A 24,816-nucleotide genomic window follows, 5' to 3' on the forward strand; every position below is an offset into this window, starting at 1 on the left:
AGGCAGGAGGCAGAGAGCGGCGGGGGTCAAATCGACGGTGGCCCCGAGCCGCCGTTAGCGATAACGATGCGATCGGGGCCGGCCGGAGCCGGTGTCCGGAGACGATTGCGGGCTACGGCCGGAGAGACACGAGCGCGGCCGCGGACCGAAAAGACCGAGCGGAACGGGAGATCCCATGAGACGTATGCGAAACGTGAAGATCGTGGCCACGCTGGGCCCGGCCTCCTCGGACTACGCGACGATCCGGGCGCTGCACGAGGCCGGTGCCGACGTGTTCCGGCTCAACATGAGCCACGGCACGCACGACGAGATCGCCGCGCGCCACGCGATTATCCGGCAGGTGGAACGCGACCTCGATTCGACGATCGCGATCCTCGCCGACCTCCAGGGGCCGAAGCTGCGCGTGGGCCGCTTCGCCAACGGCGAGGAAGAGCTCGAGGAAGGCGCCGCCTTCCGGCTCGATCTCGACGATGCGCCCGGTGACGTGCACCGCGTGCACCTGCCGCATCCGGAGATCTTCGCGGTGCTCGAACCGGGCGCGGCGCTTCTCGTCAACGACGGCAAGATCCGCCTTCGGGTCGAACGCTGCGGATCCGACTTCGCCGAATGCACGGTGACGGTCGGCGGCACAATCTCCAACCGCAAGGGCGTGAACGTGCCGGACGTCGTGCTGCCGCTCGCGGCGCTATCCGACAAGGACCGCTCGGATCTCGATTTCGTCTGCGATCTGGGGGTCGACTGGCTGGCGCTGAGCTTCGTGCAGCGACCCGAGGACGTGACCGAGGCGCGCGAGCGGGCCCGCGGCCGCGCGGCGATCCTGTCGAAGATCGAGAAGCCGGCCGCGGTCAAGAGCTTCGACGCCATCCTCGCCGCGTCGGACGGGATCATGGTCGCCCGCGGCGATCTCGGGGTGGAACTGCCGGTCCAGAACGTGCCGCCGATCCAGAAGCGTCTGACACGGGCCTGCCGCGCGGCCGCCAAGCCCGTGATCGTCGCCACGCAGATGCTCGAATCGATGATCGAGAGCCCGATGCCCACGCGGGCCGAGGTGTCCGACGTCGCCACCGCGATCTACGAGGGCTCCGACGCGATCATGCTGTCGGCCGAAAGCGCCGCCGGCCAGTACCCGGTCGAGGCGGTGCGGACGATGGACAACGTCGCGCAGGAGGTCGAGGGCGACCCCAACTACCGCCAGATCATCGATGCGCAGCGCGGCGCCGAACGCGCCACGGTGGCCGACGCCATCGTCGCCGCCGCGCGCGAGATCACCGAGACCACCGACGTGAAGGCGATCTGCTGCTACACCCAGTCGGGCACGACGGCGCTCCTCGTCGCCCGCGAGCGGCCCCCGGCGCCGATCCTCGCGCTCAGCTCGGTGCAGTCCACCGCGCGGCGCCTCGCGCTCAGCTGGGGCACGAAGTGCGTCATCACGGGCGAACTCGACCGGTTCAAGTCGGCGGTGGTCAATGCCGCCCGCGCCGCGCGCAAGCTCGGCTACGCCGGAACGGAGGACCAGATCGTGGTGACCGCGGGCGTGCCGTTCAACACGACGGGCACGACGAACATTCTTCGCGTCGCGCCCTGCGACGAACGTTTGATCTACAACACCGATCCGGAGTAGCATTCGCTCGGCGCCTGGGGATCACCGGCGGCCCGTTCCGCGGGCCGCGCTCTTTTGGGGTGTGCCTCGCATGGGACCCGATCTCGCTCTGACGCTCGGCCTCGTTCTGGCCGTGTTCGCCGTGCCCTCCGTCGCTTCCGCATTGTCGGACGGGCGCAGCCCCCGCATCTCCTCTCTCGTGGTCGCGATCTCCGGCGGGCTCGTGATCTACGCGCTGCGCGCCAAGCAGGGCGGCTACACCCTGGGCGACATTCCGGACGCGATCTACCGCACGCTGTCGAGCTTCATGGGCTGACGACCCGGCGCGGCGCGCGCGGCATATGCCAGGTCGCGCACCCGATATCCGCCGCTTGCATTCCTTCGCCGTCTGCTCTATCGCGACGGCTCGCACGAACCTGCGCGCGGCCGGCCGGATCGGTATGCCGAGTCGCGCGGTTATCTCTGACCGTCAGGAGACCGAAATGCCGAAGATGAAGACCAAGTCGAGCGCCAAGAAGCGCTTCAAGGTGTCGGCGGGGGGCAAGGTCATCGCCGCCCAGGCCGGCAAGCGCCACGGCATGATCAAGCGCACCAACAAGTTCATCCGCGACGCGCGCGGCACGACCACGCTGTCGAAGCCCGACGCGAAGATCGTCAAGGGCTACATGCCCTACGACCGCTGAACGAGAAGGAGCCTGAAGCATGTCCCGTACCAAAGGCGGAACCGTCACCCACGCGCGCCACAAGAAGATCACCAAGGCGGCGAAGGGCTATTACGGCCGGCGCAAGAACACCTTCAAGGTGGCGCGCCAGGCGGTCGACAAGGCGAACCAGTACGCCACGCGCGACCGCAAGAACCGCAAGCGCAATTTCCGCGCGCTCTGGATCCAGCGCATCAACGCCGCTGTCCGCGCGCATGACGAGGCGCTGACCTATTCGCGCTTCGTCAACGGCCTGTCCAAGGCCGGGATCGAGGTGGACCGCAAGGTGCTCGCCGATCTCGCCGTGCACGAGCCCGAGGCTTTCGGCGCCATCGTCGAAAAGGCGAAAGGCGCACTCGCGGCCTGATACCACGGGTCTCGAGGCCGTCATTCGAGGGCGCGTCGCTTCCGGGCGGCGCGCCCTTCGCGTTTCCGGCACGACCCTCGGCGCGCGTGGGTCGACGCGCTTCGATCCTCCTTCATCTTGCCGAAAAACCCCGGGGGTGCGGGGGCAGAGCCCCCGCGCGTCGGTCCCGGCCCCGCGCCCGAGCCTGTCAGCGCTGCCGGATCCGCGGGTCGAGCGCGTCGCGCAGCCCGTCGCCCATGTAGTTCACGCCCAGCACCGTGAGCGAGATCGCGATGCCGGGCAGCAGCACCCGCTCGGGATACTCGACCATCCGCGGCACCGCGTCAGCGAGCATCTTGCCCCAGGTGGGGAAGTCCGAGGGAAACCCCACGCCGAGAAACGACAGGGCGCTTTCGGTGATGATCGCCGTGGCGAGGCCCAGCGTCGCCGAGACCATGATCGGCGACAGCACGTTGGGGAGGAGGTGGCGCAGCATGATCCGGCCCGGCGTCGTGCCGAGGGAGCGCGCCGCCAGCACGAACTCGCGTTCCTTCAGCGCGAGGACGTCGCCGCGAACGATGCGCGCGGTCGGCATCCACGAGGTCACGCCGATCACCGCGACGATCAGGATGAACATGCCGCCCTCCGGCCCGAAGGAGGCGCGCAGCGGTTGCCGGAACAGCGTCACCGCCACGAGCAGGAGCGGCAGGATCGGCAGCGCGAGAAAGAGGTCGGTCAGGCGCATGAGCACGCCATCGAGGCGCCGGAAAAACCCGGCGACCACCCCGATCGCCGTGCCGATCACCAGCGACAGGAGCATAGCCGCCCAGCCCACGGCGAGCGACGCGCGCCCGCCCGCGATCATCTGCGCGAGCATGTCGCGGCCCAGGTTGTCGGTCCCGAAGGGATGGGCCCAAGACACCGAGGCGTCGGCCGCCCAGAGCCCTGTCCAGATCGGCCGGAGGTTCTTGGCGCGGATGTCCAGCGTCTGCGGATCGGTGGTCCAGATCAACGGGCCGACCAGCACCGCAAGCGTGACGAAGACGAGAAAGCCGCCGCCCGCGACCGCGCCGCCGTGGCGGGCGAACTGTGCCCAGACGTCGCGCCAGCGGCCACGCGGTGGCTCGTCGGGGCCGTCGTCGCGCAACGCCTCGGTGAAGCCGGTCTCAGTCATAGCGGATCCTCGGGTCGAGCAGGCCGTAGAGGACATCGGCGATGAGGTTGAACACCACGATCAGCACCGCGAAGATGAAGGTCAGGGTCATGACCATCGGCAGGTCGTTGGCGAAGAGCGCCGTGATCAACAGCTGGCCGATCCCGTTCACCTTGAAGATCGTCTCGGTGATGATCGCGCCTCCAAAGATCGACGGCACGCCGAGCGCGATCACGGTGACCACGGGGATCATCGAGTTGCGCACCACGTGCACGCCGACGACCACCGCCTCCGGCAGCCCCTTGGCGCGGGCCGTGCGGACGTAGTCCTGACGCAGGTTGTCGAGCGTGGCCGCCCGCATGTAGCGCGCGAACTGCGCGGTGATCTGCAGCGCCAGCACCATCACCGGCATGATCATCTGGCGCAGTTGCACCACGAAGCTGTCCCAATCGGTCACCCGGTGCGTCGTATCGTAGATCGACGGCAGCCAGCCGAGCCCGACCGAGAAAATCACGATCAGCAGTGGCCCGGTGAAGAAAGGCGGGATCGAGAAGCCGACCATGGTCACGAAGGTCCCCGCCTGGTCGAACACCGAATACTGCCGATAGGCCGAGTAGATGCCGATCGGCAGCGAGATGAGGATGCCGACGACATAGGCCAGCCCGACGACCCAGAGCGTCTGCGGAAGACGCTGCAGCACGATATCGAGGACCGGCGAGCGGGTCTGCCAAGAGATCACGCGCAGCTCGCCGGAATAGAGTGCGGTGTCGGGCAGCCAGCCCAGCAGCCAGCTTTCGCGCGTCGCCCAGTCGACGAAGATCTGCGGCTCCAGAACGAAGAGCTGCCAAAGCCACTTGCCGTATTGCACGAGCGGCGGCTCGCCCAGCCCGAGCGCCTCGCGCATCTGCGCGCGCACCTCCGGCGGCACGGTCAGCGGCACCTGCGCGAGCGGATCGCCCGGCGCAAGCTGCAGCAGCATGAACACGACGAAGCTGATGAAGATCAGCGTCGGCACCGCGAGGATCAGTCGGCGGATCGTGTAGGTCAGCATCGGTGCACACCCGTGGCCGCCGACGCGGCCGCTCTGTCGCCTGGTCGGCCGTATCGCCAGGTCGCGTGCCGCCGAAACGTCCGAAGACGGCGCGGTCTCGGCGGTCCGGTGCGTTTCGACGCCTGCGCCAAGTGGTCCGCCGGCCGGCGGTGCGCATCGGCGTTGGCGCGCCGCGCGTCCGGCGGGTCCTGCACGGGGCAGGGTGCGCGCCGGATGGCCGGACCGGCCCGCTGGCCGCGGTCGCCACTCCGGGACGGCGTGATCTGCACCGGTGGCCGGCGCAGCCAGCCCGCCGGGCCGAAGGCTTTCCCCCGGGTCCGGCCAGGCAGGGCCGTCGCGGGCCCGACAGGCGACCGGAGGGGGATCAGCCCTCCTCGCGGGTCCAGTCGGCGATGTTCCACAATTCGCTGTCCCAGACGTTCAGCACGACCCCGCCGAGCGTGTTCGACTTGGCCGACACCCGACCGCGGTGCACGAGCGGCACGATGACCATCGAGTCGGCGGTGAGCATGTCGTTCAGCGTCTTGGCGATCTCCTGCCGGCGCGCGGGCTCCGCCGTCTGCGCCAGCTCGTCCAGAAGCGCGTCGTATTCCTCGCTGCAGAAGCGGTTGATGTTGGTGCCCTGCCACTGGGTATCGGGCTTGGGCTCCTCTCCGCAGCGATAGCGCGCGAGGTAGCTCTGCGGGTCGGTGCCGTCGAAGAGGTTGGCGTACATCTCCACGTCGGCATAGAACTTCTGGAACGTGTCCGGGCTGGCGGGATCCGCGCCGAAGAACACCGAGCCGTCGATGTTGCGCAGCTCCGTCTCGACCCCGATCTCGGACCACCACTGCTTGATCAGCGCCTGGAAATCCTGCCGCACCGCGTTGGTCGAGGTCTGGAAGACGAGCGACAGGCGCTCGCCGTCCTTCTCGCGCACGCCGTCGCCGTCGCTGTCGGTCCAGCCGGCCTCTTCGAGAAGCGCGCGGGCGCCCTCGATGTCCTGTTCGAGACAGGCGGTGTTGTCCGAGGCGAAGCTTTCGGGCGCGGCGACGAGGTTGCAGGTCGGGCGCCCGGCCTGGCCGTAGCCGACCTCGGTCAGAAGCTCCCGGTCGATCGCCATCGACAGAGCGCGGCGCACCGGTTCCTCGGTCAGGAAGGGATGCGGGTGCGCGACGGTCGATCGCTCGCCCTCGGGCAGGTCGGGCGACGGATCGGTCAGGTTCATCTCGATCCGCTCGACCAGTGTGCCGAACGCGGCGATGATCTCGCCCTCGCCGGATTGCGCCATCTGGTCGAGGACGTCGGGGGCGAGCTGCGTGTTCCAGGCGTAGTCGTATTCGCCGGTCTCGAGCACCGCGCGCGCCGCCGCCATCTCGTCGCCGCCGCCCTTGAAGGTGACTGTTGCGAAGGCGGGCTTCTCGGGGTCACGGTAGTTCTCGTTGGCGGCAAAGGTGATCACGTCGTTCGGTCGGAAATCGGTCACCACGAACGGTCCGGTCCCGATCGGCGCGAAGTTCTCTTCGGTGCAGGACACGGCCGCGGCGCCGAGGCAGTCCTCGAATTGCGCCTTCTGGATGATCGGTGCCTGCGCCCCGACGAAGGGACCGTACGGAAACGGCTTCGGCGCGTCGAAGGTCACACGCACGGTGTGTTCGTCGACGGCCGTGACATCGGCCACACCGTCGTAGTTCGACCGCCATGAACAGCCGCCCTCGGGCGACATGCAGAACGCGGCGCTGAACACCACGTCCTCGGCGGTCATGGGCGTGCCGTCCGACCACAGGATGTCGTCGCGCAGGGACCACGTGATCGTGGTGAGATCCTCGGAGACGCCGCCGTTCTCCAGCGTCGGGACCTCGGTCGCGAGGTAGGGCACGAGCGTCGCGGTCTCGTCGTAGCGGGCGAGCGGTTCGAGAACGAGGCTCGCGGCCTGCACGTCCTTGGTTCCGCTCGAGAGGTAGGTGTTCAGAATGGACGGGGCCTGATGGTAGAGGATACGGACCTCGCCGTCCGATCCGCGCTCCGCGGCGGCCGGGCTGGTCAGAAGCGCGCCGGCGGCGGCCCCTGCGAGAAGGGTCTTGAGCGTCATCGGGATCTCCCTGTCCGGCGGTTCATGCGCCGCCTGTCTGTTCTGGTTCCGATCGGTCGGACCCGGCGCTAGTCGCTACCGGCCCGCGGGAAGATCGAAACAGAGATTCACGAAAAAGCAAGCCTCGCGCCGCGCGTGGCGTGTTTCGGGGAACGGGCATCGGTCGCAGGCGCCCGGAAAACGGCCGCTCGCCAGCTCGGGCGTCCGACGCGGCACCGCGAGGTTTGACAGCACACGGCGTCGCTTCCTACCGTGGCACGTCTCCGTCCGGAACGCGCATGCTCGACACCTCTTCCTCCTCTGACGACGCCGTGCCCGTTGCGCGCATCGACGGGCTGCGCGTGATGTTCGCGACGCGCCGGGGCGCCATCGAGGGCGTGCGGGACGTGTCCTTCGACATCGGCGCCGGAGAAACTGTCTGCGTCGTCGGCGAAAGCGGATCGGGGAAGTCGGTTTCCGCGCTGTCTTTGATGCGACTCGTGGAATTCGGTGGCGGCGAGATCGCCGGCGGGCGCGTCCTTTTCGACCGCGGGTACGGCGCGGCGCCGGTGGACCTCGCGCAGCTCGACCAGGCGGCGATGCGCGCGATCCGGGGCGCCGAGATCGGCATGATCTTTCAGGAGCCGATGACGGCGCTGAACCCGGTCTTTACCATCGAACGGCAGCTGACCGAGGGGCTGAGACGACACGAGCGGTTGCGCCGTGGAGCGGCACGGAGCCGCGCGCTCGAGTTGCTGCGCGAGGTCCGGATCCCCGAACCCGAGCGACGGCTTACCCAGTATCCACACGAATTGTCGGGCGGCATGCGCCAGAGGGTCGTCATCGCGATGGCGCTGGCCTGTTCGCCGCGCCTGCTGATCGCCGACGAGCCGACGACGGCGCTCGACGTGACGATCCAGGCCGAGATCCTCGCCCTGATCGACCGGTTGAAGCGCGAGCGTGGCACGGCGGTCCTGTTCATCACGCACGACATGGGCGTTGTGGCCGAGATGGCCGACCGCGTGGTCGTCATGTTTCGGGGCGAGAAGGTCGAGGAGGGGCCGGTCGCGCAAATCTTCGATGACGCCGCACACCCTTATACCCGCGCGCTCCTCGCGGCGGTGCCGCGCCTGGGCGCGATGCGGGGCACGGACGCGCCGGTGCCGATGCCGCTGGTGGGCCGCGACGCCGTATCGGCCGAGCCGGTGCGCGGCACCGACACGCCGCTTCTCGAGGTGCGCGGGCTGACCACGCGGTTCCCGGTGCGCGGCGGGCTGCTCCGGCGGCGCGTCGCGCAGGTGCACGCGGTCGAGGATATCGGCTTCACGCTGAACCGCGGCCAGACGCTCAGTCTCGTGGGCGAGTCGGGTTGCGGCAAATCCACGGCGGGGCGCTCGGTCCTGCGGCTGGTGGAGCCGATGCGCGGGTCCGTCACCCTCGACGGGCAGGACGTGCTTGCGATGTCGGGGGCGGACCTGCGCCGCACCCGGGCAAGGATGCAGATGATCTTTCAGGATCCTTTCGCGTCGCTGAATCCCCAGATGCCGCTTCTCGAACAGGTGGCGGAGCCGCTCCGCAACTTCTCCTCGATGGGTGAGGCCGAGCGCGAGGCGCGCGTGGCAGAGCTCTTCGACCGGGTCGAACTGCCGCGGTCCTTCATGCGGCGCTATCCGCACGAATTGTCCGGCGGGCAGCGTCAGCGCGTGGCGATCGCGCGTGCGCTGGCGCTCGAGCCGAAGCTGATCGTCGCCGACGAGGCGGTTTCCGCGCTCGATGTAAGCGTGCAGGCGCAGGTTCTGAACCTCATGCTCGAGCTGCAGGCAGAGCTGGGTCTGTCCTACCTGTTCATCAGCCACGACATGGGCGTGGTCGAGCGCGTCAGTCACAAGGTCGCAGTCATGTATCTCGGCCGGATCGTCGAGATCGGGCCGCGCCGCGCGGTGTTCGAGGACCCGCGCCATGCCTACACCAAGGCGCTGATGGCCGCCGTCCCGGTGGCCGATCCGCGCGCACGGCGGACCCGCACGCCGTCTTTCAAGCCGATCCCGTCGCCCATCCATCCGCTCGGCCACGAACCCGGACCGGCAGAGTATGCCGAGGTTGGTCCCGGCCACTTCGTGATGGTGTCGGACAGCGGATACTGATCCGCGGCCGTTCGGCGCGGATCGTTCAGGCGGCCGGCAGGCGGCGCTCGACGATCTCGGCCCACCAGGAGCATCCCGCCGGAATGGTCTCGTCGTTGAAATCGTAGTCGGGCGAGTGGACCGACGCCGTGTCGCCATTGCCGACGAGGATGTAGGCGCCGGGCCGTTCCTCGAGCATGAAGGCGAAATCCTCGCCACCCATCACGAGATCGGCCTCCTCGCAGTCGCCGGCGACCGCGCGCGCCACGTCGGCGGCAAAGCGGGTCTGTTCGTCAGAGTTCACCATGACCGGATAGTTGCGCACGTACTCGACGCGGGCCTCGGCGCCGAAGGCGGCGGCGACGGATGTCGCGATCGCCGTCAGGCGCTCTTCGGCCAGGTCGCGCATCTCGGGCGACAGAGTGCGCACCGTGCCCCTCATGTGCACCTTCTGGGGGATCACGTTGAAGGCGTCTGACGAGGTACGGAACGACGTCACGGAGACCACGATCTGCGCGACCGGGTCGGCGTTGCGGCTTGCGATCGTCTGCAGCGCGCTGACGATCTGCGCCGCGGCGACCGTCGTGTCGATCGTCTCGTGCGGCTTGGCGGCGTGGCCGCCGCGGCCCTCGACCTCGATGTCGAACAGGTCGGTGGCGGCGAAGAACGCTCCGGGCCGGATCTGGAACTGGCCGACCGGCACGCCGGGCCAGTTGTGCATGCCGTAGACCTCCTCGATTCCCCAGCGGGTCATCAGGCCGTCCTCGCACATCTCGCGGCCGCCCCCGCCGCCCTCCTCGGCAGGCTGGAAGATGACCACCACGGTGCCGTCGAAGTTGCGGGTCTCGCACAGGTATTTCGCCGCGCCGAGCAGCATGGCGGTGTGTCCGTCATGGCCGCAGGCATGCATCGAGCCGTCGGTCTGCGACGCCCATTCCGCCCCGGTCGTCTCGTGGATCGGCAGGGCGTCCATGTCGGCGCGCAGGCCGATGGTCCGGCCCGATCCGGTCGCGCGGCCGCGGATCACGCCGACCACGCCGGTGCGCCCGATGCCCTCGGTCACCTCGTCGCACCCGAAGTCGCGCAGGCGCTGGGCCACGAGGCCGGCCGTGCGGTGCGTCTCGAACAGGATCTCGGGGTTCCGGTGCAGATCGCGCCGCCACTCGGTGATCTCGGAATGCATCTCGGCAAAGCGGTTCTTGACCGGCATGACACGGGGCTCCGGGGAAAAGGGAAGGACCGCGCAAGAGTGCACGAGCCGCGGGTCGCCCGCAAGGCGGCGGCGCCGGTCGCGTCAGTCCTCGGCGGGCGGGGTCTCCATCCCGACCTGGACCGCCGGCCGGGCGAAGAACCGCTCCAGGTATCCGGGCACGTTGGTCAAATCGTCGAACCCGACCATGTCTTTCGCGCCGTAGAAGTCGAGCGCGTTGATCCACGGCGCGATCGCGATATCGGCGATCGAGTAGGGGCCGGCGATCCATTCGCGCTTGTCGAGCTCGCAGTCGAGAACCTTGAGCAGGCGCTTGGCCTCGCCGATGTAGCGCTCGCGCGGGCGCGGATCCTCGATGTCACGGCCACCGAGCTTCACGAAGAATCCGAGCTGGCCGAACATCGGGCCGACGCCGCCCATCTGCCACATCAGCCATTGAATGACATGCGCGCGTTCGCTCGCCGTATCGCCCAGGAACCGGCCGGTCTTTTCGGCGAGATAGATCAGGATCGCCCCGGATTCGAACAGACCGAGCGGTGAGCCGTCCGGGCCGTCGGGGTCGATCAGCGCCGGGATCTTGTTGTTCGGGCTGAGAGACAGGAACTCGCGGCTCTTGACGTATTCGTCGCCGAGCGGGACGCGATGCGCCTCGTAGGGCAACTCCATTTCCTCGAGCGCGATCGACGCCTTCACGCCGTTCGGCGTCGGGAAGGCGTAGAGCTGGATGCGGTCTGGATGCGACGGCGCCCAGCGTTCGGTGATCGGAAAGGCGGACAGGTCGGCCATGATGCGGTCTCCGGGCTCAGACAGGGATGCGTTGCGGCAGAGCTAAGCCGCATCGCCGCCGCGAACAGCCGCGGCGGGCCGATTCCGCGGAGCGCGGCGGACAGGGTGTGCGAGGGCGGGCGCGGTCTGCGCCTGACCGTCGTGGCGGCGAGAGGCCCCTCGCAAGAGCGCGGCGGAAAAACTGTCCAAAACGTCATGCGGTCGTGATACCGCATATCGGCGGCGATCGGTGCCGCGGTCGCGTGAACGGTGGGAGACGCGCAATGATTCAGGAATTCCGGGACTTCATCGCCAAGGGCAACGTCATGGACATGGCCGTGGGCATCATCGTCGGCGCCGCGTTCACCGCGATCGTCACGTCGCTGGTGGCCGATCTGATCAACCCGATCATCGGGATCTTCACCGGCGGAATCGATTTCTCCGGGTGGTTCTACGTGCTGGGCGAGGCGCCCGAGGGCGGCTATGCGAGCGTCGCCGCCGCGCAGGAGGCCGGGGCGGCCGTCTTCGCCATCGGCAACTTCCTCATGGCAGTGATCAACTTCCTGATCGTGGCCTTCGTGGTCTTCATGCTGGTCAAGATGGTCAACCGCATCAAGTCGGCCGCCGAGCGCCCCGACGAGGTCGCGCCGGAGGTGGATACCGGACCCTCCGAGCTTGACGTGCTTCTGGAAATCCGCGACGCGCTGAAGCGGTCGTAGGGCCGGGCCCGGCGCCCGGGCCCCACGGCCCGGGCGCCGCGCGCCGGGACGCAGGCAGGCAGGAACGGGACCGACAGGCGCATGACACGGGCGGCCCGGTTGGCCATGATTTCGCTTCTCGTGGGGCTCTGCGTCCTGGCGCTGAAGCTTGTCGCGTGGCGGGTAACCGGATCGCTCGCCATCCTGTCGGACGCGCTGGAGAGCATCGTCAACATCGGCACCGCCGCGATGGCCCTGTGGGCGGTGCGTGTGGCCGCGCGTCCGCCGGACGCCGAGCATCCGTTCGGGCATCACAAGGCGGAGATCCTGTCGGCCACCGCCGAGGGCGTGCTGATCGTCCTCGCGGCGGTCTTCATTCTCGATGCGGTACGGACCGGGTTGGCCGAGCCCGCGATGCCGCAGGCGACATGGACCGGCCTCGGCCTCGTCGCGGTCGCCGCCGCGCTCAACGCCGGCTGGGCTCTGGTGCTCATCCGGCGGGGTCAGGCGTTGCGCGCGCCTGCGCTCGTCGCGGACGGGCGGCACCTGCTGGCCGACGTCGTCACCTCGGCCGGGGTTGTCGCCGGGGTGGCCGCAGCTCGCGCCACCGGCTGGTGGTGGCTCGACCCGCTGATCGCCGCGTGCGTCGCGTTCTACATCCTCTGGGCGGGCTGGCGCGTGATCCGGGCGTCGGCCTCCGGTCTTCTCGACGAGAGCCTGTCCGAGGCGGAGCAGGCGGCGCTGCATCGCATCATCGCCGCGCAGGGCGACGGCGCGGTCGAGGCCCACGATATCCGTACCCGCCACGCCGGACCCGCGCGGTTCGTGGAATTTCACCTCGTCGTTCCCGGCGCCATGCGGGTCGAGGACGCGCACGGCATCTGCGACCGGATCGAGGCGGGCATCCGCGAGGAGATGCCGGGCGCGCGGGTGCTGATCCATGTCGAGCCCGAGCACAAGGCACACGAGACAGGTGCGCTGGTGCTCTAGACGCCGGTCGGCACGCGACAGATGGCACAGCGAGGGGCGCTGCCCCTCGCGCTCCCCGGAGTACTTGGACCAAGAAGAAGGGCGCGGCCGGGTGGTCTTGGGGGCGTGGCGCGCCGCGCGCCGCGAAGGAACCGGGCCGAGGTGACGGGCGGGGCCGGGCCGTCCCGTGGTGGCCGCGCGGGGAGGGGCGTGGCGGAAGGTTCAGCGGGCTGTGGGTCCGGGGCGGCGTTCGGCCGCCCCGGGAGGAGGTCAGGCGGCCTTGACCACGACCTGGGGCGAGGTGACGTCGATGCCGAGCGCGCGGCCGACCGCGAAATAGGTCAGCTTGCCGGCGTGGACGTTGAGGCCGTTTAGCAGGTTCGGATCGTCGAGGCAGGCCTGCTGCCAGCCCTTGTCGGCGATCGCCAGCATGAAGGGCAGGGTGGCGTTGCCGAGTGCCAGCGTCGAGGTGCGCGCGACCGCACCCGGCATGTTGGCCACGCAGTAATGCATGATGCCGTCGACATCGTAGACCGGATCCTGGTGCGTGGTGGCGCGCGAGGTCTCGAAACAGCCGCCCTGGTCGATGGCGACGTCGACGAGGACCGCGCCGGGCTTCATGTCGGAGAGGTCGGCCCGGCTGACGAGCTTGGGCGCGGCGGCCCCGGGAATGAGCACCGCGCCCACCACCATGTCGGCGGCGCGGACCTGCTCGGCCGTGTTGGACTGGGAGGCGTAGAGCGTCTTGAACTCGCCGCGGAACATGTCGTCGAGCGCCTTGAGCCGCGGCAGCGAGCGGTCGAGGACCGTAACGTCGGCGCCCATTCCGGCGGCGACGCGCGCCGCGTGGGTGCCGACGACGCCGCCGCCGATCACCGCGACCCGTGCCGGCAGCACGCCTGGCACGCCGCCCATGAGCACCCCGCGCCCGCCATTGGCCTTCTGCAGCGTCCAGGCGCCCATCTGCGGCGCAAGCTTGCCGGCGACCTCCGACATCGGCGCGAGGAGCGGCAGGCCGCCGCGATCGTCGGTCACCGTCTCGTAGGCGATACAGGTCGCGCCGGATGCGATGAGATCGTGCGTCTGGTCGGGATCCGGGGCGAGATGCAGATAGGTGAAGAGGATCTGACCCTCGCGCAGCATGCCGCGCTCGACGGCCTGCGGTTCCTTGACCTTCACGATCATGTCGGCCTCGGCGAAGATCGCCTCGGCACTGTCGGCGATGCGTGCGCCGGCGGCCGTGTAAACGGCATCCTCGAAGCCGGCACCGGTGCCGGCGCCGGACTGCACGATGACCTCGTGGCCGTGCGCCACCGCCTCCGCGGCGGCAGCGGGTGTGACCCCGACACGGAATTCCTGCGGCTTGATCTCGGTCGGGCATCCGATCTTCATGGCGGCCTCCTCTCTGTCTGGGTCTCCATCGGCTCCTGAGGTGCAAGATGGGCGCGCACGCTTGCAATTTCACCGCAAAGACGATGCGATGTGAGCGCCCACAATGCGCGAGTCTTCGGCATCTCGTCGCAAAAACGGGAGGATGTTGCGTGAGAGGTGCGCTCGACGACACGGATCTGCGGATTCTCCGGCTGCTGCAGCGGCGCGGGCGGATCTCGAATGCCGAGCTTGCGGAGGCGGCGCACCTGTCCGCCTCGGCCTGTCACCGCCGGGTCCAGCGGCTCGAGGCGGAGGGGTTCATCGCCGGCTACGTGGCGCTTCTCGATCACCGGAAGCTGCGCCTGCCGGCGACGATCTTCGTCGAGATCACCCTGTCGGGGCAGTCCGACGATGTGCTCGACGCCTTCGAGACCGCGATCCGCCGGGTGCCCGACGTGCTCGAATGCCACCTCATGGCGGGATCGGCCGACTACCTGCTGAAGATCGTCGCGGAGGACACGGAGGACTTTGCCCGCATCCACCGCCAGTATCTGACGCGGCTGCCGCATGTCACGCGGATGCAGTCCAGTTTCGCCCTGCGCACGGTGTCCTCGACGACCGCTCTGCCGCTTTGAACTGGTCCGCGCGCGCGCCTGCGCTATGTCGTCGCAGCATCGTGACACGCAATCCGAACAAGAGCCCGCGAGAACGGGCGGTCAGGGACCGATATGCATGACAAGATGAAGCAGGAGCCGCTCCTGTTCTTTCCGAAGGTCAACCGACGCGTCTTCGGCGTTTCGGCGATCCTCATTCTCGGCTTCATCGTCCTCGGGGCGCTGTTCAGCGAGACCGCGGGCACCGTGTTCTCGACGATGCAGGGCTGGCTTGCCGGGAATTTCGGCTGGGCGATGATCCTGCTGGTCAACATCCTCCTGATCGCGGTGATCTATCTCGCGTTCGGGCGCTACGGCGACATCCGGCTGGGACGGATGAACGAGGAACCCGCCTACGAACTGTTTTCGTGGACGGCGATGCTGTTCTCGGCGGGAATCGGCATCGGGCTGATCTACTGGGGGGCCGCGGAGCCGCTCTACCACTACTTTTCGCCGCCGGTCGGCGAGCCCGAAACCGAGGCGGCAGCGCGCCAGGCGATGACGCTGTCGTTCCTGCACTGGGGATTCCACGCCTGGGCGATCTACGCGATCGTTGCGCTGAGCCTTGCCTATTTCCATTTCCGCAAGGGTCTGCCGCTGACGATCCGCTCGGCACTCTACCCGCTCCTCGGCGACCGGATCTTCGGGCCCTGGGGCGACGCGGTCGATATCCTCGCGGTCTTCGGCACCATGTTCGGCATCGTCACGTCGCTCGGTCTCGGCGCGATGCAGATCAATTCCGGGCTCGGCGAGGTCTTCGGCATCGAGCAGTCGCCGGTGGTGCAGATCCTTGTCATCGCGGGGATCACCGCGCTCGCCACGATGTCGGTCATCGCCGGCCTCAACGGCGGCATCAAGCGGCTGTCGAACCTCAACATCCTGTTGTCGATGGTCTTTCTCGCCTTCATGCTGGTCGTCGGGCCGACGCTGTTCATCTTCGACACCTACGTGCAGAGCTACGGCGCCTATGTCCGCGACCTCGTGCAATGGGGCACCTGGGCCGAAGCCTGGACCGATGGCGGCACGTGGCAGAATTCCTGGACGATCTTCTACTGGGCCTGGTGGGTCAGCTGGGCACCCTTCGTCGGCGTGTTCGTGGCGCGCATCAGCCGCGGCCGCACGATCCGAGAGTTCCTGATCGGGGTGATGCTGCTGCCGTCGTCCATCATGTTCTTCTGGTTCTGCGCGTTCGGCGGCACGGCGCTGCAGATCTCGCTCGGCGGCGATCCGGCGCTGGTCGAGGCGACGCGCGAAAGCTACGGCGACGCGATGTTCGCGCTGCTCGACTACTTCCCGGCGTCCGAGCTGATGTCTGGCTTCGCCATCGTGCTCATCGTCCTGTGGTTCGTGACCTCGTCGGACTCGGGCTCCTTCGTCATCGACATGCTCACCGCCGGCGGCGATCCCGATCCCCCGAAGGTGCAAAGGATCTTTTGGGCGGTGAGTGAAGGCGCCGTGGCGTCGGTGCTGCTGCTCGCGGGCGGATTGTCGGCGCTGCAGGCGGCGGCGGTGATCGCCGGCTTCCCCTTCGCGGTGGTGGTGTTCCTGATCCTCATCGGTCTTCTGAAGGCGCTGTCGTGGGATCCGCTGATGGTCTACCGCCACAACCAGAAATACCGCAGCGACGCCGAGGCGGATCATGCGATGCCGGACGAGCTCCCGGGCGAACTTTACGGATCGGACCCGACGCCGCCCCCGGGGGCGGAGCCGCGCCCGGCCGAGTGATCCGCGAACGCCCCGCTCCCCCGGCGGGGCGTTCGTTTTCCGAAGCGCCGACCCATCCGCCCTTGCCTTCGCCGCCTCCGCACGCGACCGTGCGGGTCCGCGCGAGGGAGGGCAGGGATGCAGAGTGACTACGTCATCGTCGGGGCCGGGACGGCGGGCTGCGTGCTGGCGCGCCGCCTCAGCGACCGCGGCCACAGCGTCACGCTGCTCGAGGCCGGAGGACGCGACAACTACCATTGGGTGCATATCCCGATGGGCTATCTCTACTGCATCGGCAATCCCCGCACCGACTGGATGTTCCGGACGGCCGAGACCCCGGGCCTCAACGGACGGTCGCTGCTCTATCCCCGCGGCCGGATCCTCGGCGGCTCGTCGGCGATCAACGGGATGCTCTACCTGCGCGGACAGGCGGCGGATTACGACGGCTGGCGGCAGCAGGGGCTGACCGGCTGGGGCTGGGACGATGTCCGGCCCTACTTCCTGCGGTCCGAGGATTATGTCGACGGCGCGTCGGACCATCACGGCGCCGGCGGGCCCTGGCGGATCGAGAACCAGCGCTTGCGCTGGGACGTGCTCGACGCTTTCGCCGACGCGGCCGAAGTCGCGGGCATCCCGCGAACGCCGGACTTCAATACCGGCGACAACGAGGGCGTGGGCTATTTCAAGGTCAGCCAGAAGCGCGGGTGGCGCGTCTCGATGGCCGGCGCGTTCCTGCGCGGCGCCGACCGGTCCCGCCTTCGGATCGAAACCGGCGCGCAGGTGCGCGAGATCCTGTTCACCGACGGCCGCGCGACGGGCGTCGCGTTCGACCGCGACGGTGCGCGCATCGAGGCGCGGGCCTCGGCGGAGGTGATTCTCGCCGCGGGGGCGGTGGGATCGCCGCACCTGCTGCAGCTTTCGGGGCTCGGGCCGGGCGAATGGCTCTCCGAACACGGTGTCGCGGTGCGCCGGGACGTTCCGGGCATCGGCCGCAATCTCCAGGATCACCTGCAACTGCGCTGTTCCTGGCGGCTCGGCGGCGGGGCGAAGACGCTGAACCAGCTGGCCGGCTCTTGGATCGGCAAGGCCCGCATCGCGCTCGAATACGCGCTCTTCCGCTCCGGTCCGATGTCGATGGCACCGTCGCAGCTCGGCGCCTTCGCGCGCTCGCGCCCCGATGTCGCCACGCCGGATCTCGAGTACCATGTCCAGCCGCTGTCGCTGCCGGCCTTCGGCGAGCCGCTCGATCCGTTCCCCGCACTCACCGCGAGCGTCTGCCACCTGCGCCCCGAAAGCCGCGGGCACGTGCGGTTGACCGCGCCGGATCCGGGCGCCGCGCCGGAAATCGCGCCGAACTACCTCTCGACCGAGGGCGACCGCGCGGTCGCGGCCGATGCGATCCGGCTCACCCGCCGGATCATGGCCGGCCGCCCCATGGCGCGTTATGTGCCCGAAGAGATCAAGCCGGGCCCGGACGCGCAGAGCCCCGAGGAGCTGGCCCGCGCGGCCGGAGACATCGGCACGACCATCTTTCATCCCGTCGGCACCGTGCGCATGGGTGCCGATCCGGCGGCGCCGCTCGATGCCCAGCTCTGCCTGCGCGGCGTTCCGGGTCTGCGCGTGGTGGATGCCAGCGTCATGCCCCGGATCACCAGCGGCAACACCAACGCGCCCACCGCGATGATTGCCGAGAAGGCCGCCGACATGATCCTCGCCGCGGCGCGCGCCTGAGGCGCGCCGCCCGATCCTTCATCTTGCCATAAACCCCGGGGGTGCGGGGGCAGAGCCCCCGCGGATCACCGCCCGGACCGGATCGCGGGGGCGATGTGCCGGCGGACCGACACGACAGGCCCCCACACGACGGGCGCGACACGACGAAACCCCGGACACGACAAACCCCCGAAGGCATCCGCCCCGGGGGTCGTCACATCTTCATACGTGTTCGAAGAGCTGCCTCAGAGGAGACCTTCGCGTTGCGCCTTCTTGCGCGCCAGCTTGCGGGCGCGGCGGATCGCTTCGGCCTTCTCGCGCGCTTTCTTCTCCGACGGCTTCTCGAAATGCTGCCGCAGCTTCATCTCGCGGAAGACGCCTTCGCGCTGGAGCTTCTTCTTCAGGGCGCGGAGCGCCTGATCGACGTTGTTGTCGCGAACACTCACCTGCATGTGGTTGTCACCACCTTTCTAGGTTGGAGTTTCAAGGAAGTGCAGGAGGTGGCCGTATACCAACTCCCCGCTAGCTTGTCCAGTATCCGGGCCGAGACCCGCCGCAGAAACGGAGTGAACCCCTCATGTCCGACGCCCAGAGCCCCGGCACCCCGGCCGGAGACCCGACCGACGCGCTGCTCGACGCCGCGCTCATGCATGTGCCCTTCGACGGCTGGACCGAGACCACGGTCCGCGCCGCGACCGAGGATGCCGGCATCGACCGCGCGGTGGCGCGCGGCCTGTTTCCGCGCGGCCCGATCGACATGCTGATGGCCTTTCACGCGCGCGGCGACCGGCGCATGGCCGAACGGGTCGCCGCCGCGTCGCTCGACGGGCTGCGCTACCGCGACAAGGTCGCGCGGGCCGTGCGCCTGCGAGTCGAGGCGCTCGAGGATCGCGAGGCGGTGCGCCGCGGAATGACGCTGTTTTCTCTGCCGATGCACGGCGCTGACGGCACCCGCGCGCTCTGGCGCACCGTCGACGCGATCTGGACCGCGCTCGGCGACGGGTCGGACGATCTCAACTGGTATACCAAGCGGGCCACGCTGTCGGGCGTCTACGGCGCGACCGTGCTCTACTGGCTGGGCGATGATTCGCCGGGCAGCCGCGACACCTGGGAATTCCTTGACCGGCGCATCGACGGCGTGATGCGCGTCGAGAAGGCCAAGGCGACGATGCGCAAGATGCCGGTCGTGGGCCAGCTCATGGGCCTGCAGGATCGCGTCGCGAGCCGGGTGAGCGCGCCTGCGCGGCGCGACGACATCCCCGGCCAGACCGACGCCGCGCGGCCGTCGGGCGGTGCGGAGTGACCCGAGCGTCGGATTGACGCCATCTCCGCCCCGGCCCATCGTGGCCGCTGGCGAGCGCGGGCGCTCGTCGGACCGGGCAGAGGAGCGGGCGATGAGCACGATGCGCGTGGTGGAGATCGAGGCGGCAGGCGGGCCCGAGGTCCTCAAGCCGGGACGCCGCGAGGTGCCGGAGCCGGGCCACGGGCAGGTCCTTCTGAAGATCGCCTATGCCGGCGTGAACCGGCCCGACGCGCTCCAGCGCGCGGGGCTTTATGCACCACCGCCCGAGGCCAGCGACCTGCCCGGTCTCGAAGCCGCCGGCGAGGTCGCGGCGATCGGACCCGGCGTGACCGAGCTCTCGGTTGGCGACGCAGTCTGCGCGCTGCTGCCCGGCGGCGGTTACGCCGAGTATGCCGTGACGCCGGCCGCGCATTGCCTGCCGGTGCCGAAGGACATGGACCTGCGCCGTGCCGCGTGCCTGCCCGAGACGTATTTCACCGTCTGGTCCAACGTCTTCCAGCGCGGCGGGCTCGAGGCCGGTGAGCGGTTTCTCTGCCATGGCGGCTCTTCGGGGATCGGGACGACGGCGATCCAGCTCGGGCGGCATTTCGGCGCACGGGTTTTCGCGACCGCCGGGTCGGCCGACAAGTGCGCGACGTGCACCGAGCTCGGCGCCGAGCGCGCGATCAATTACCGCGAGGAGGATTTCGTGGAGATCCTCCGCGAGGAAGGCGGCGCCGACCTGATTCTCGACATGGTCGGCGGCGACTACATCCCCCGCAACGTGCGCGCGCTGGCGGACGATGGCCGGCTGGTGCAGATCGCGTTCCTGTCGGGCCCGAAGGCGGAGCTGAACTTCGCGCAGGTGATGACGCGGCGGCTGACGATCACCGGCTCGACCCTGCGCCCTCAGAGCGACCTCGCCAAGGCCCGCATCGCCGAGGCGCTACGCCGGCACGTCTGGCCGCTGCTCGACGCCGGCACCGTCGGGCCGATCATGGATTCGGAGTTTCCGCTGGACGCGGCGGCCGACGCCCATGCGCGCATGGAGAGCTCGGGCCATATCGGCAAGATCGTCCTGAAGATCGACTGAGCAGTCGCGCGGCCCGCCGCCGAGAACGGGCCGCAACAGGCACCCCTGAAGGAGACACGACATGGCCAAGACCGTCATCATCGAGCAGACCGGCGGACCGGAGGTCCTGAAGGTCGTCGATCGCGACGTGGGCGCACCGGGCCCGGGCGAGATCCGGATCCGGCACGAGGCCTGCGGGCTGAACTTCATCGACACCTACCAGCGCAGCGGGCTCTACAAGCTCGACCTGCCGCACGCGCTGGGGATGGAGGCCGCCGGCATCGTAGACGCGGTGGGAGAAGGGGTCACCCACCTCGCGCCCGGAGACCGTGCCGCCTATGCCGCGATGCCCCCCGGCGCCTACGCCGAGGCGCGCGTGATGCCCGCGACGCAGGTCTGCCCGCTGCCCGAGGCGATCTCGTTCGAGGAGGGCGCCGCCATGATGCTCAAGGGGCTCACGGTGCAGTACCTCTTCCACCGCACCTCGCCGCTCGGCCCCGGCGACACGGTGTTGTTCCATGCCGCGGCCGGCGGTGTCGGCCTGATTGCCTGCCAATGGGCGCGGTCGGAGGGGATCCGCCTGATCGGCACCGCCGGCGGGCCCGAGAAGTGCCGGTTGGCCGAGGAGCACGGGGCCGAAGCCTGCATCGACTACCGGTCCGAGGACTGGGTCGCGCGGGTGCGCGAGTTGACCGACGGCAAGGGCGTGCAGGCGGTGATGGACGGCGTGGGCAAGGACACCTTCTCCGGCTCGCTCGACTGCCTCGCCCCGCTCGGAATGATGATGTCCTTCGGAAACGCGAGCGGTCCGGTGCCGCCGGTCGATATCTCGCAACTGGCGGCAAAGGGCTCGCTCAAGGTGACGCGCCCGACGCTCTTCACCCACATCGCCGATCACGCCACCTGCCAGGAGATGGGGCGCATGCTGATGGAGAAGGTCGGCGGCGGTGACGTGCGGATCCGGATCGATCAGCGCTTCGCGCTCGACGACGTGACAGAGGCGCACCGTGCGCTCGAGGCGCGCCGGACGACCGGCTCCACGATCCTGACGGTCTGAGGCTGCCCCCCCACGGCGGGCGTCGCGCTCAGCCGAGCGCGCGCCAGCCGATGTCGCGGCGGCATATACCTTCGGGCCAGTCGATCGCGTCGACGAGTGCGTAGGCCCGGGACTGCGCCTCGGCGAGCGTGGCGCCGCGCGCGGTGCAGTTCAGAACGCGCCCGCCCGCGGCGACGATCCGTCCGTCATCGCTCGCCGTGCCCGCGTGAAAGGTCATGCGGCTGCCGTCCTCGGGCAGCGCCTCCAGCCCGCCGATGACCGAGCCCTTGCGGTAGGCGCCGGGATAACCCTCGGCGGCGAGGACGACCGTCATCGCGTGATCGTCGGCCCAGTTCACCTGCGCCTCCGACAAGCGCCCCTCGGCGCAGGCATGGATCAGATCGAACGCCTGCCCGCCGAGCCGCATCATCAGGACCTGGCATTCGGGATCGCCGAAGCGGACGTTGTATTCCACCAGCCGCGGCGCCCCGTCCTCGATCATCAGGCCGACATAGAGCACGCCGCTATAGGGCATTCCGCGGCGCGCCATTTCCGCCATCGTCGGGCGCACGATCTCCTCGAGCGCGCGCGCCTCGACCTCCGGCGTCATCACCGGGGCCGGGGAATAGGCGCCCATGCCGCCGGTATTCGGCCCGGTATCGCCCTCGCCGATCCGCTTGTGATCCTGCGCGGTGCCGATCGGCAGGCAGGTCTCGCCGTCCACAAGCACGAAGAACGACGCCTCCTCGCCGGTCATGCATTCCTCGATCACCACCTCGGCACCGGCGGCGCCGAAATCGCCGCCGAACATCGCGTCGATCGCCCCGAGCGCCTCCTCGGTGGTTTCCGCGACGATCACGCCCTTGCCGGCGGCGAGCCCGTCCGCCTTGACCACGATCGGCGCGCCGGTGGCGCTCACGTGCGCGCGGGCTGCCGCGGCGTCGTCGAACCGGGCCCAGGCCGCGGTGGGCGCGCCGACCGCCGCGCAGATCTCCTTGGTAAAGGCCTTCGACGCCTCGAGCCGTGCCGCCGCCGCCGACGGCCCGAACACGAGGATCCCCGCCTCGCGCAGGCGGTCGGTAACCCCGGCGGCCAGCGGCGCCTCGGGTCCGACGATGACGAGGTCGACCGCGTGCTCTCCGGCGAATTCCGCGACCGCGCCGCCATCCTCGATGTCGAGCGTCGCGCAGGTGGCGATCCAGGCGATCCCGGCATTGCCCGGCGCCACGATCAGCTTGTCGCATTTCGGGTTCTGCAGCGTCGCCCAGGCCAGCGCGTGCTCGCGCCCGCCGCCGCCGAGAATGAGGATGTTCATGGCCTGCGTGCCCCTGTCCTGCCTGCGCCCGCCCATAGCGGCGCACCCGGTGTCGTACAAGTGTCACGGAACCGGCGCAGCCCGGCCCGGTTGCGCCTCGGAGACCGACAGGAGGGCGCGGCCATGATGGAACAGACCTATTTCGTTACCAGGACGCCGGAGATCGACGGCGTGCATTTCGTCCACAGCGACAAATGCCAGGTGTTTCCGGACATGCAGACAGAAGAACTCGGCACGTTCGAAGGCTGCGAGGCCGCGATGGACGTGGCGCGCGGACGCTACGATCCGATCAACGCCTGCGCGCTCTGCTGCCCGAAATGCTACGTCAAGCGCGGCGACGCGGACGCCGCCGCCTGAGCGCCGCTTTTCTCCGCCGCGCCGCGCCGCTAGTCTGCCGCCCGAGGCAAGCGGAGGCAGCATGAACCTGATCGAGGACGCGGACGACGGGGCGCCCGGCAACACGCCCGAGTTTTCGGTCTCCGAGATCTCGGGCGCGGTCAAGCGCGTGATCGAGGGCGAGTTCGGCCATGTCCGGATCCGCGGCGAAGTCGGGCGCGTCTCGCGCCCCCGCTCGGGCCACGTCTATCTCGATCTCAAGGATGACCGTGCGGTCATTTCCGGCGTGATGTGGAAGGGGGTCGCGGCCCGCCAGGACACGCAGCCCGAAGAGGGGCTGGAGGTCGTGGCGACCGGCCGGCTCACCACCTTTCCCGGCCAGTCCAAGTACCAGATCGTGATCGAGGAGATCCGGCCGGCGGGGCAGGGCGCGCTCATGGCGATGCTGGAAAAGCGCCGGGCCGCGCTCGCCGCCGAAGGTCTCTTCGACCCCGCGCGCAAGCGCGAACTGCCGTATCTGCCCGAGATCGTCGGCGTCGTCACCTCGCCCTCGGGCGCGGTGATGCGCGACATCCTGCACCGGCTGCGCGAACGCTTCCCGCGCAAGGTGCTGATCTGGCCGGTCGCGGTGCAGGGCGCCGCCTGCGCACCCGAGGTCGCCCGCGCCATCGAGGGGTTCAATCGCCTGACGCCCGGCGGTGCGCTGCCGCGCCCCGATGTCCTGATCGTCGCGCGGGGCGGCGGCTCGGTCGAGGATCTCTGGGGCTTCAACGAAGAGGCCGTGGTCCGCGCCGCCGCCGCCTCCGCGATCCCGCTGATCTCGGCGGTGGGCCACGAGACCGACACGACGCTGATCGATTTCGCCGCCGACCGGCGCGCGCCGACCCCCACCGCGGCGGCCGAGATCGCGGTGCCGGTCCGGCGCGATCTCCTCGCCGCGCTGTCGGATATCGGCGCGCGGATGACCCGCGCGGCCGGCTACCGGCTCGAGGTCCGCGGCCAGCGGCTGCGCGATCTTTCGCGCGCGCTGCCCCGGCCCGAGACATTGATCGAGGCCGCGCGGCAACGCCTCGACGTCGCCGGCGACCGGTTGCCCGCCGCGCTCACACGCTCGGTCCAGGCACGGCGCGTGACGCTGTCCGAACGCGCGGGCTCGCTCCGCCCGGCGGCGCTGCGGTCGCGCACCGCCGATGCGCGGCGCGGCCTCGGCGCGCTCGCACCCCGGATCGCGCCGGCGCTCGCCCGCCTCGTCGCCGCACGGCGCGAGGCGCTCGGCCGCCGCACCGACCGGCTCGACCCGCGCCCGCTTCGCACCCGCATCGCGCATCACGACGAGCGCCTCGCGGGTCTCGCGCGCCGGCTCGACGCCGCCTTCGTCGAGGCGACGGCCGCGCGCCGCACCCGGCTTGATGCGCTCGACCGCCTGCGCGAGACGCTCGGGTACCGCGAAACGCTCCGACGCGGCTACGCGGTCGTGCGCGGCGACGGCCACGTGGTCACGACGAAACCGGCCGCCGAGGCCGCGAGCGGCCTCGAGATCGAGTTTCACGACGGTCGCCTGCGGCTCGGCGGCGCCGCGCCGCGCGGCCCCTCTCGCAAGAAGGGAGCCCCCGAGCAGGGCTCCCTCTTCTGACCGGTCCGCACTCCGGTCCTTCTTCTTGGTCCAAGTAC

The 24,816-nt window shown here is 69.6% G+C and carries 23 protein-coding genes; 15 read left to right on the forward strand and 8 right to left on the reverse strand.

The window, feature by feature from the left end:
• Positions 1–175 precede the first annotated feature (175 nt).
• The 4 genes from pyk to rplT all read left to right on the forward strand — a co-directional run bounded on the left by pyk (position 176) and on the right by rplT (position 2,668).
• Positions 176–1,621, forward strand: coding sequence for a pyruvate kinase (gene pyk, locus ROJ8625_RS19410; RefSeq protein ID WP_085793590.1), 1,446 nt, complete (start codon positions 176–178; stop codon positions 1,619–1,621).
• Between the two features lie 70 nt (positions 1,622–1,691).
• Positions 1,692–1,916, forward strand: coding sequence for a hypothetical protein (locus ROJ8625_RS19415; RefSeq protein ID WP_085793591.1), 225 nt, complete (start codon positions 1,692–1,694; stop codon positions 1,914–1,916).
• A 166-nt stretch (positions 1,917–2,082) separates the two neighbouring features.
• Positions 2,083–2,283 carry a 50S ribosomal protein L35 gene (gene rpmI / locus ROJ8625_RS19420; protein WP_085793592.1) on the forward strand — a complete coding sequence of 67 codons (201 nt, stop codon included), beginning with the start codon at positions 2,083–2,085 and terminating at the stop codon, positions 2,281–2,283.
• A gap of 19 nt (positions 2,284–2,302) precedes the next feature.
• Positions 2,303–2,668: a 50S ribosomal protein L20 gene (gene rplT / locus ROJ8625_RS19425; protein WP_085793593.1), complete on the forward strand. Its 366-nt coding sequence runs from the start codon at positions 2,303–2,305 to the stop codon at positions 2,666–2,668.
• Between the two features lie 187 nt (positions 2,669–2,855).
• Here rplT and ROJ8625_RS19430 read toward each other — a convergent pair whose 3' ends face one another.
• The 3 genes from ROJ8625_RS19430 to ROJ8625_RS19440 all read right to left on the reverse strand — a co-directional run bounded on the left by ROJ8625_RS19430 (position 2,856) and on the right by ROJ8625_RS19440 (position 6,922).
• The gene (locus ROJ8625_RS19430) at positions 2,856–3,821 is read right to left on the reverse strand and encodes an ABC transporter permease (RefSeq protein WP_234984323.1); all 966 of its coding nucleotides are present in this window, start codon (positions 3,819–3,821) and stop codon (positions 2,856–2,858) included.
• Positions 3,814–4,851: an ABC transporter permease gene (locus ROJ8625_RS19435; protein ID WP_085793595.1), complete on the reverse strand. Its 1,038-nt coding sequence runs from the start codon at positions 4,849–4,851 to the stop codon at positions 3,814–3,816. Before ROJ8625_RS19435 ends, ROJ8625_RS19430 begins: the two co-directional genes overlap by 8 nt.
• Positions 4,852–5,215: 364 nt before the next feature.
• The gene (locus ROJ8625_RS19440; protein WP_085793596.1) at positions 5,216–6,922 is read right to left on the reverse strand and encodes a peptide ABC transporter substrate-binding protein; all 1,707 of its coding nucleotides are present in this window, start codon (positions 6,920–6,922) and stop codon (positions 5,216–5,218) included.
• A gap of 278 nt (positions 6,923–7,200) precedes the next feature.
• Here ROJ8625_RS19440 and ROJ8625_RS19445 point away from each other — a divergent pair, with 278 nt between their 5' ends.
• A complete protein-coding gene (locus ROJ8625_RS19445) occupies positions 7,201–9,045 on the forward strand; it encodes an ABC transporter ATP-binding protein (RefSeq protein WP_085793597.1) in 1,845 nt (614 codons plus the stop codon).
• Positions 9,046–9,070: 25 nt separating this feature from the next.
• Here ROJ8625_RS19445 and ROJ8625_RS19450 read toward each other — a convergent pair whose 3' ends face one another.
• On the reverse strand, positions 9,071–10,234 hold the full coding sequence (locus ROJ8625_RS19450; protein ID WP_085793598.1) for a M20 aminoacylase family protein: 1,164 nt from the start codon (positions 10,232–10,234) through the stop codon (positions 9,071–9,073).
• Positions 10,235–10,318: 84 nt separating this feature from the next.
• Positions 10,319–11,020, reverse strand: a complete 702-nt coding sequence (locus ROJ8625_RS19455) for a glutathione S-transferase family protein (protein WP_085793599.1) — start codon at positions 11,018–11,020, stop codon at positions 10,319–10,321.
• Between the two features lie 263 nt (positions 11,021–11,283).
• On the opposite strand from ROJ8625_RS19455, the gene mscL reads away from it, so the two are divergent.
• Together mscL and ROJ8625_RS19465 are read left to right on the forward strand one after the other, a co-directional pair.
• Positions 11,284–11,718, forward strand: a complete 435-nt coding sequence (gene mscL, locus ROJ8625_RS19460) for a large conductance mechanosensitive channel protein MscL (protein WP_085793600.1) — start codon at positions 11,284–11,286, stop codon at positions 11,716–11,718.
• A gap of 81 nt (positions 11,719–11,799) precedes the next feature.
• Positions 11,800–12,687, forward strand: a complete 888-nt coding sequence (locus ROJ8625_RS19465; RefSeq protein ID WP_085793601.1) for a cation diffusion facilitator family transporter — start codon at positions 11,800–11,802, stop codon at positions 12,685–12,687.
• 249 nt (positions 12,688–12,936) lie between these two features.
• Here ROJ8625_RS19465 and ald read toward each other — a convergent pair whose 3' ends face one another.
• Positions 12,937–14,058: an alanine dehydrogenase gene (gene ald, locus ROJ8625_RS19470; protein WP_085793602.1), complete on the reverse strand. Its 1,122-nt coding sequence runs from the start codon at positions 14,056–14,058 to the stop codon at positions 12,937–12,939.
• A 149-nt stretch (positions 14,059–14,207) separates the two neighbouring features.
• On the opposite strand from ald, the gene ROJ8625_RS19475 reads away from it, so the two are divergent.
• The 3 genes from ROJ8625_RS19475 (at position 14,208) to ROJ8625_RS19485 (ending at position 18,125) form a co-directional block, all read left to right on the forward strand.
• Complete coding sequence (locus tag ROJ8625_RS19475; protein WP_234984324.1) at positions 14,208–14,672, forward strand: Lrp/AsnC family transcriptional regulator; 465 nt, start codon at positions 14,208–14,210, stop codon at positions 14,670–14,672.
• Between the two features lie 93 nt (positions 14,673–14,765).
• Positions 14,766–16,415: a BCCT family transporter gene (locus ROJ8625_RS19480; RefSeq protein WP_085793603.1), complete on the forward strand. Its 1,650-nt coding sequence runs from the start codon at positions 14,766–14,768 to the stop codon at positions 16,413–16,415.
• A 117-nt stretch (positions 16,416–16,532) separates the two neighbouring features.
• Positions 16,533–18,125, forward strand: coding sequence for a GMC family oxidoreductase (locus ROJ8625_RS19485; RefSeq protein ID WP_085793604.1), 1,593 nt, complete (start codon positions 16,533–16,535; stop codon positions 18,123–18,125).
• Positions 18,126–18,349: 224 nt separating this feature from the next.
• On the opposite strand, the gene rpsU is transcribed toward ROJ8625_RS19485, so the two are convergent.
• The gene (rpsU, locus tag ROJ8625_RS19490) at positions 18,350–18,556 is read right to left on the reverse strand and encodes a 30S ribosomal protein S21 (protein ID WP_007818122.1); all 207 of its coding nucleotides are present in this window, start codon (positions 18,554–18,556) and stop codon (positions 18,350–18,352) included.
• A 125-nt stretch (positions 18,557–18,681) separates the two neighbouring features.
• Here rpsU and ROJ8625_RS19495 point away from each other — a divergent pair, with 125 nt between their 5' ends.
• From ROJ8625_RS19495 to ROJ8625_RS19505, 3 genes are all read left to right on the forward strand, one after another.
• Complete coding sequence (locus tag ROJ8625_RS19495) at positions 18,682–19,407, forward strand: COQ9 family protein (protein ID WP_085793605.1); 726 nt, start codon at positions 18,682–18,684, stop codon at positions 19,405–19,407.
• A gap of 91 nt (positions 19,408–19,498) precedes the next feature.
• Complete coding sequence (locus tag ROJ8625_RS19500) at positions 19,499–20,479, forward strand: NAD(P)H-quinone oxidoreductase (RefSeq protein ID WP_085793606.1); 981 nt, start codon at positions 19,499–19,501, stop codon at positions 20,477–20,479.
• Between the two features lie 61 nt (positions 20,480–20,540).
• A complete protein-coding gene (locus tag ROJ8625_RS19505) occupies positions 20,541–21,515 on the forward strand; it encodes a quinone oxidoreductase family protein (RefSeq protein WP_085793607.1) in 975 nt (324 codons plus the stop codon).
• A gap of 28 nt (positions 21,516–21,543) precedes the next feature.
• Here ROJ8625_RS19505 and purD read toward each other — a convergent pair whose 3' ends face one another.
• The gene (gene purD, locus ROJ8625_RS19510; RefSeq protein WP_085793608.1) at positions 21,544–22,809 is read right to left on the reverse strand and encodes a phosphoribosylamine--glycine ligase; all 1,266 of its coding nucleotides are present in this window, start codon (positions 22,807–22,809) and stop codon (positions 21,544–21,546) included.
• A 123-nt stretch (positions 22,810–22,932) separates the two neighbouring features.
• Here purD and ROJ8625_RS19515 point away from each other — a divergent pair, with 123 nt between their 5' ends.
• Positions 22,933–23,166, forward strand: coding sequence for a hypothetical protein (locus tag ROJ8625_RS19515; RefSeq protein WP_085793609.1), 234 nt, complete (start codon positions 22,933–22,935; stop codon positions 23,164–23,166).
• Between the two features lie 61 nt (positions 23,167–23,227).
• Positions 23,228–24,778 carry an exodeoxyribonuclease VII large subunit gene (xseA, locus tag ROJ8625_RS19520; RefSeq protein WP_085793610.1) on the forward strand — a complete coding sequence of 517 codons (1,551 nt, stop codon included), beginning with the start codon at positions 23,228–23,230 and terminating at the stop codon, positions 24,776–24,778.
• The last annotated feature ends 38 nt before the right edge of the window (positions 24,779–24,816 follow it).

The organism is Roseivivax jejudonensis, assembly GCF_900172265.1.
GTDB lineage: Bacteria > Pseudomonadota > Alphaproteobacteria > Rhodobacterales > Rhodobacteraceae > Roseivivax > Roseivivax jejudonensis.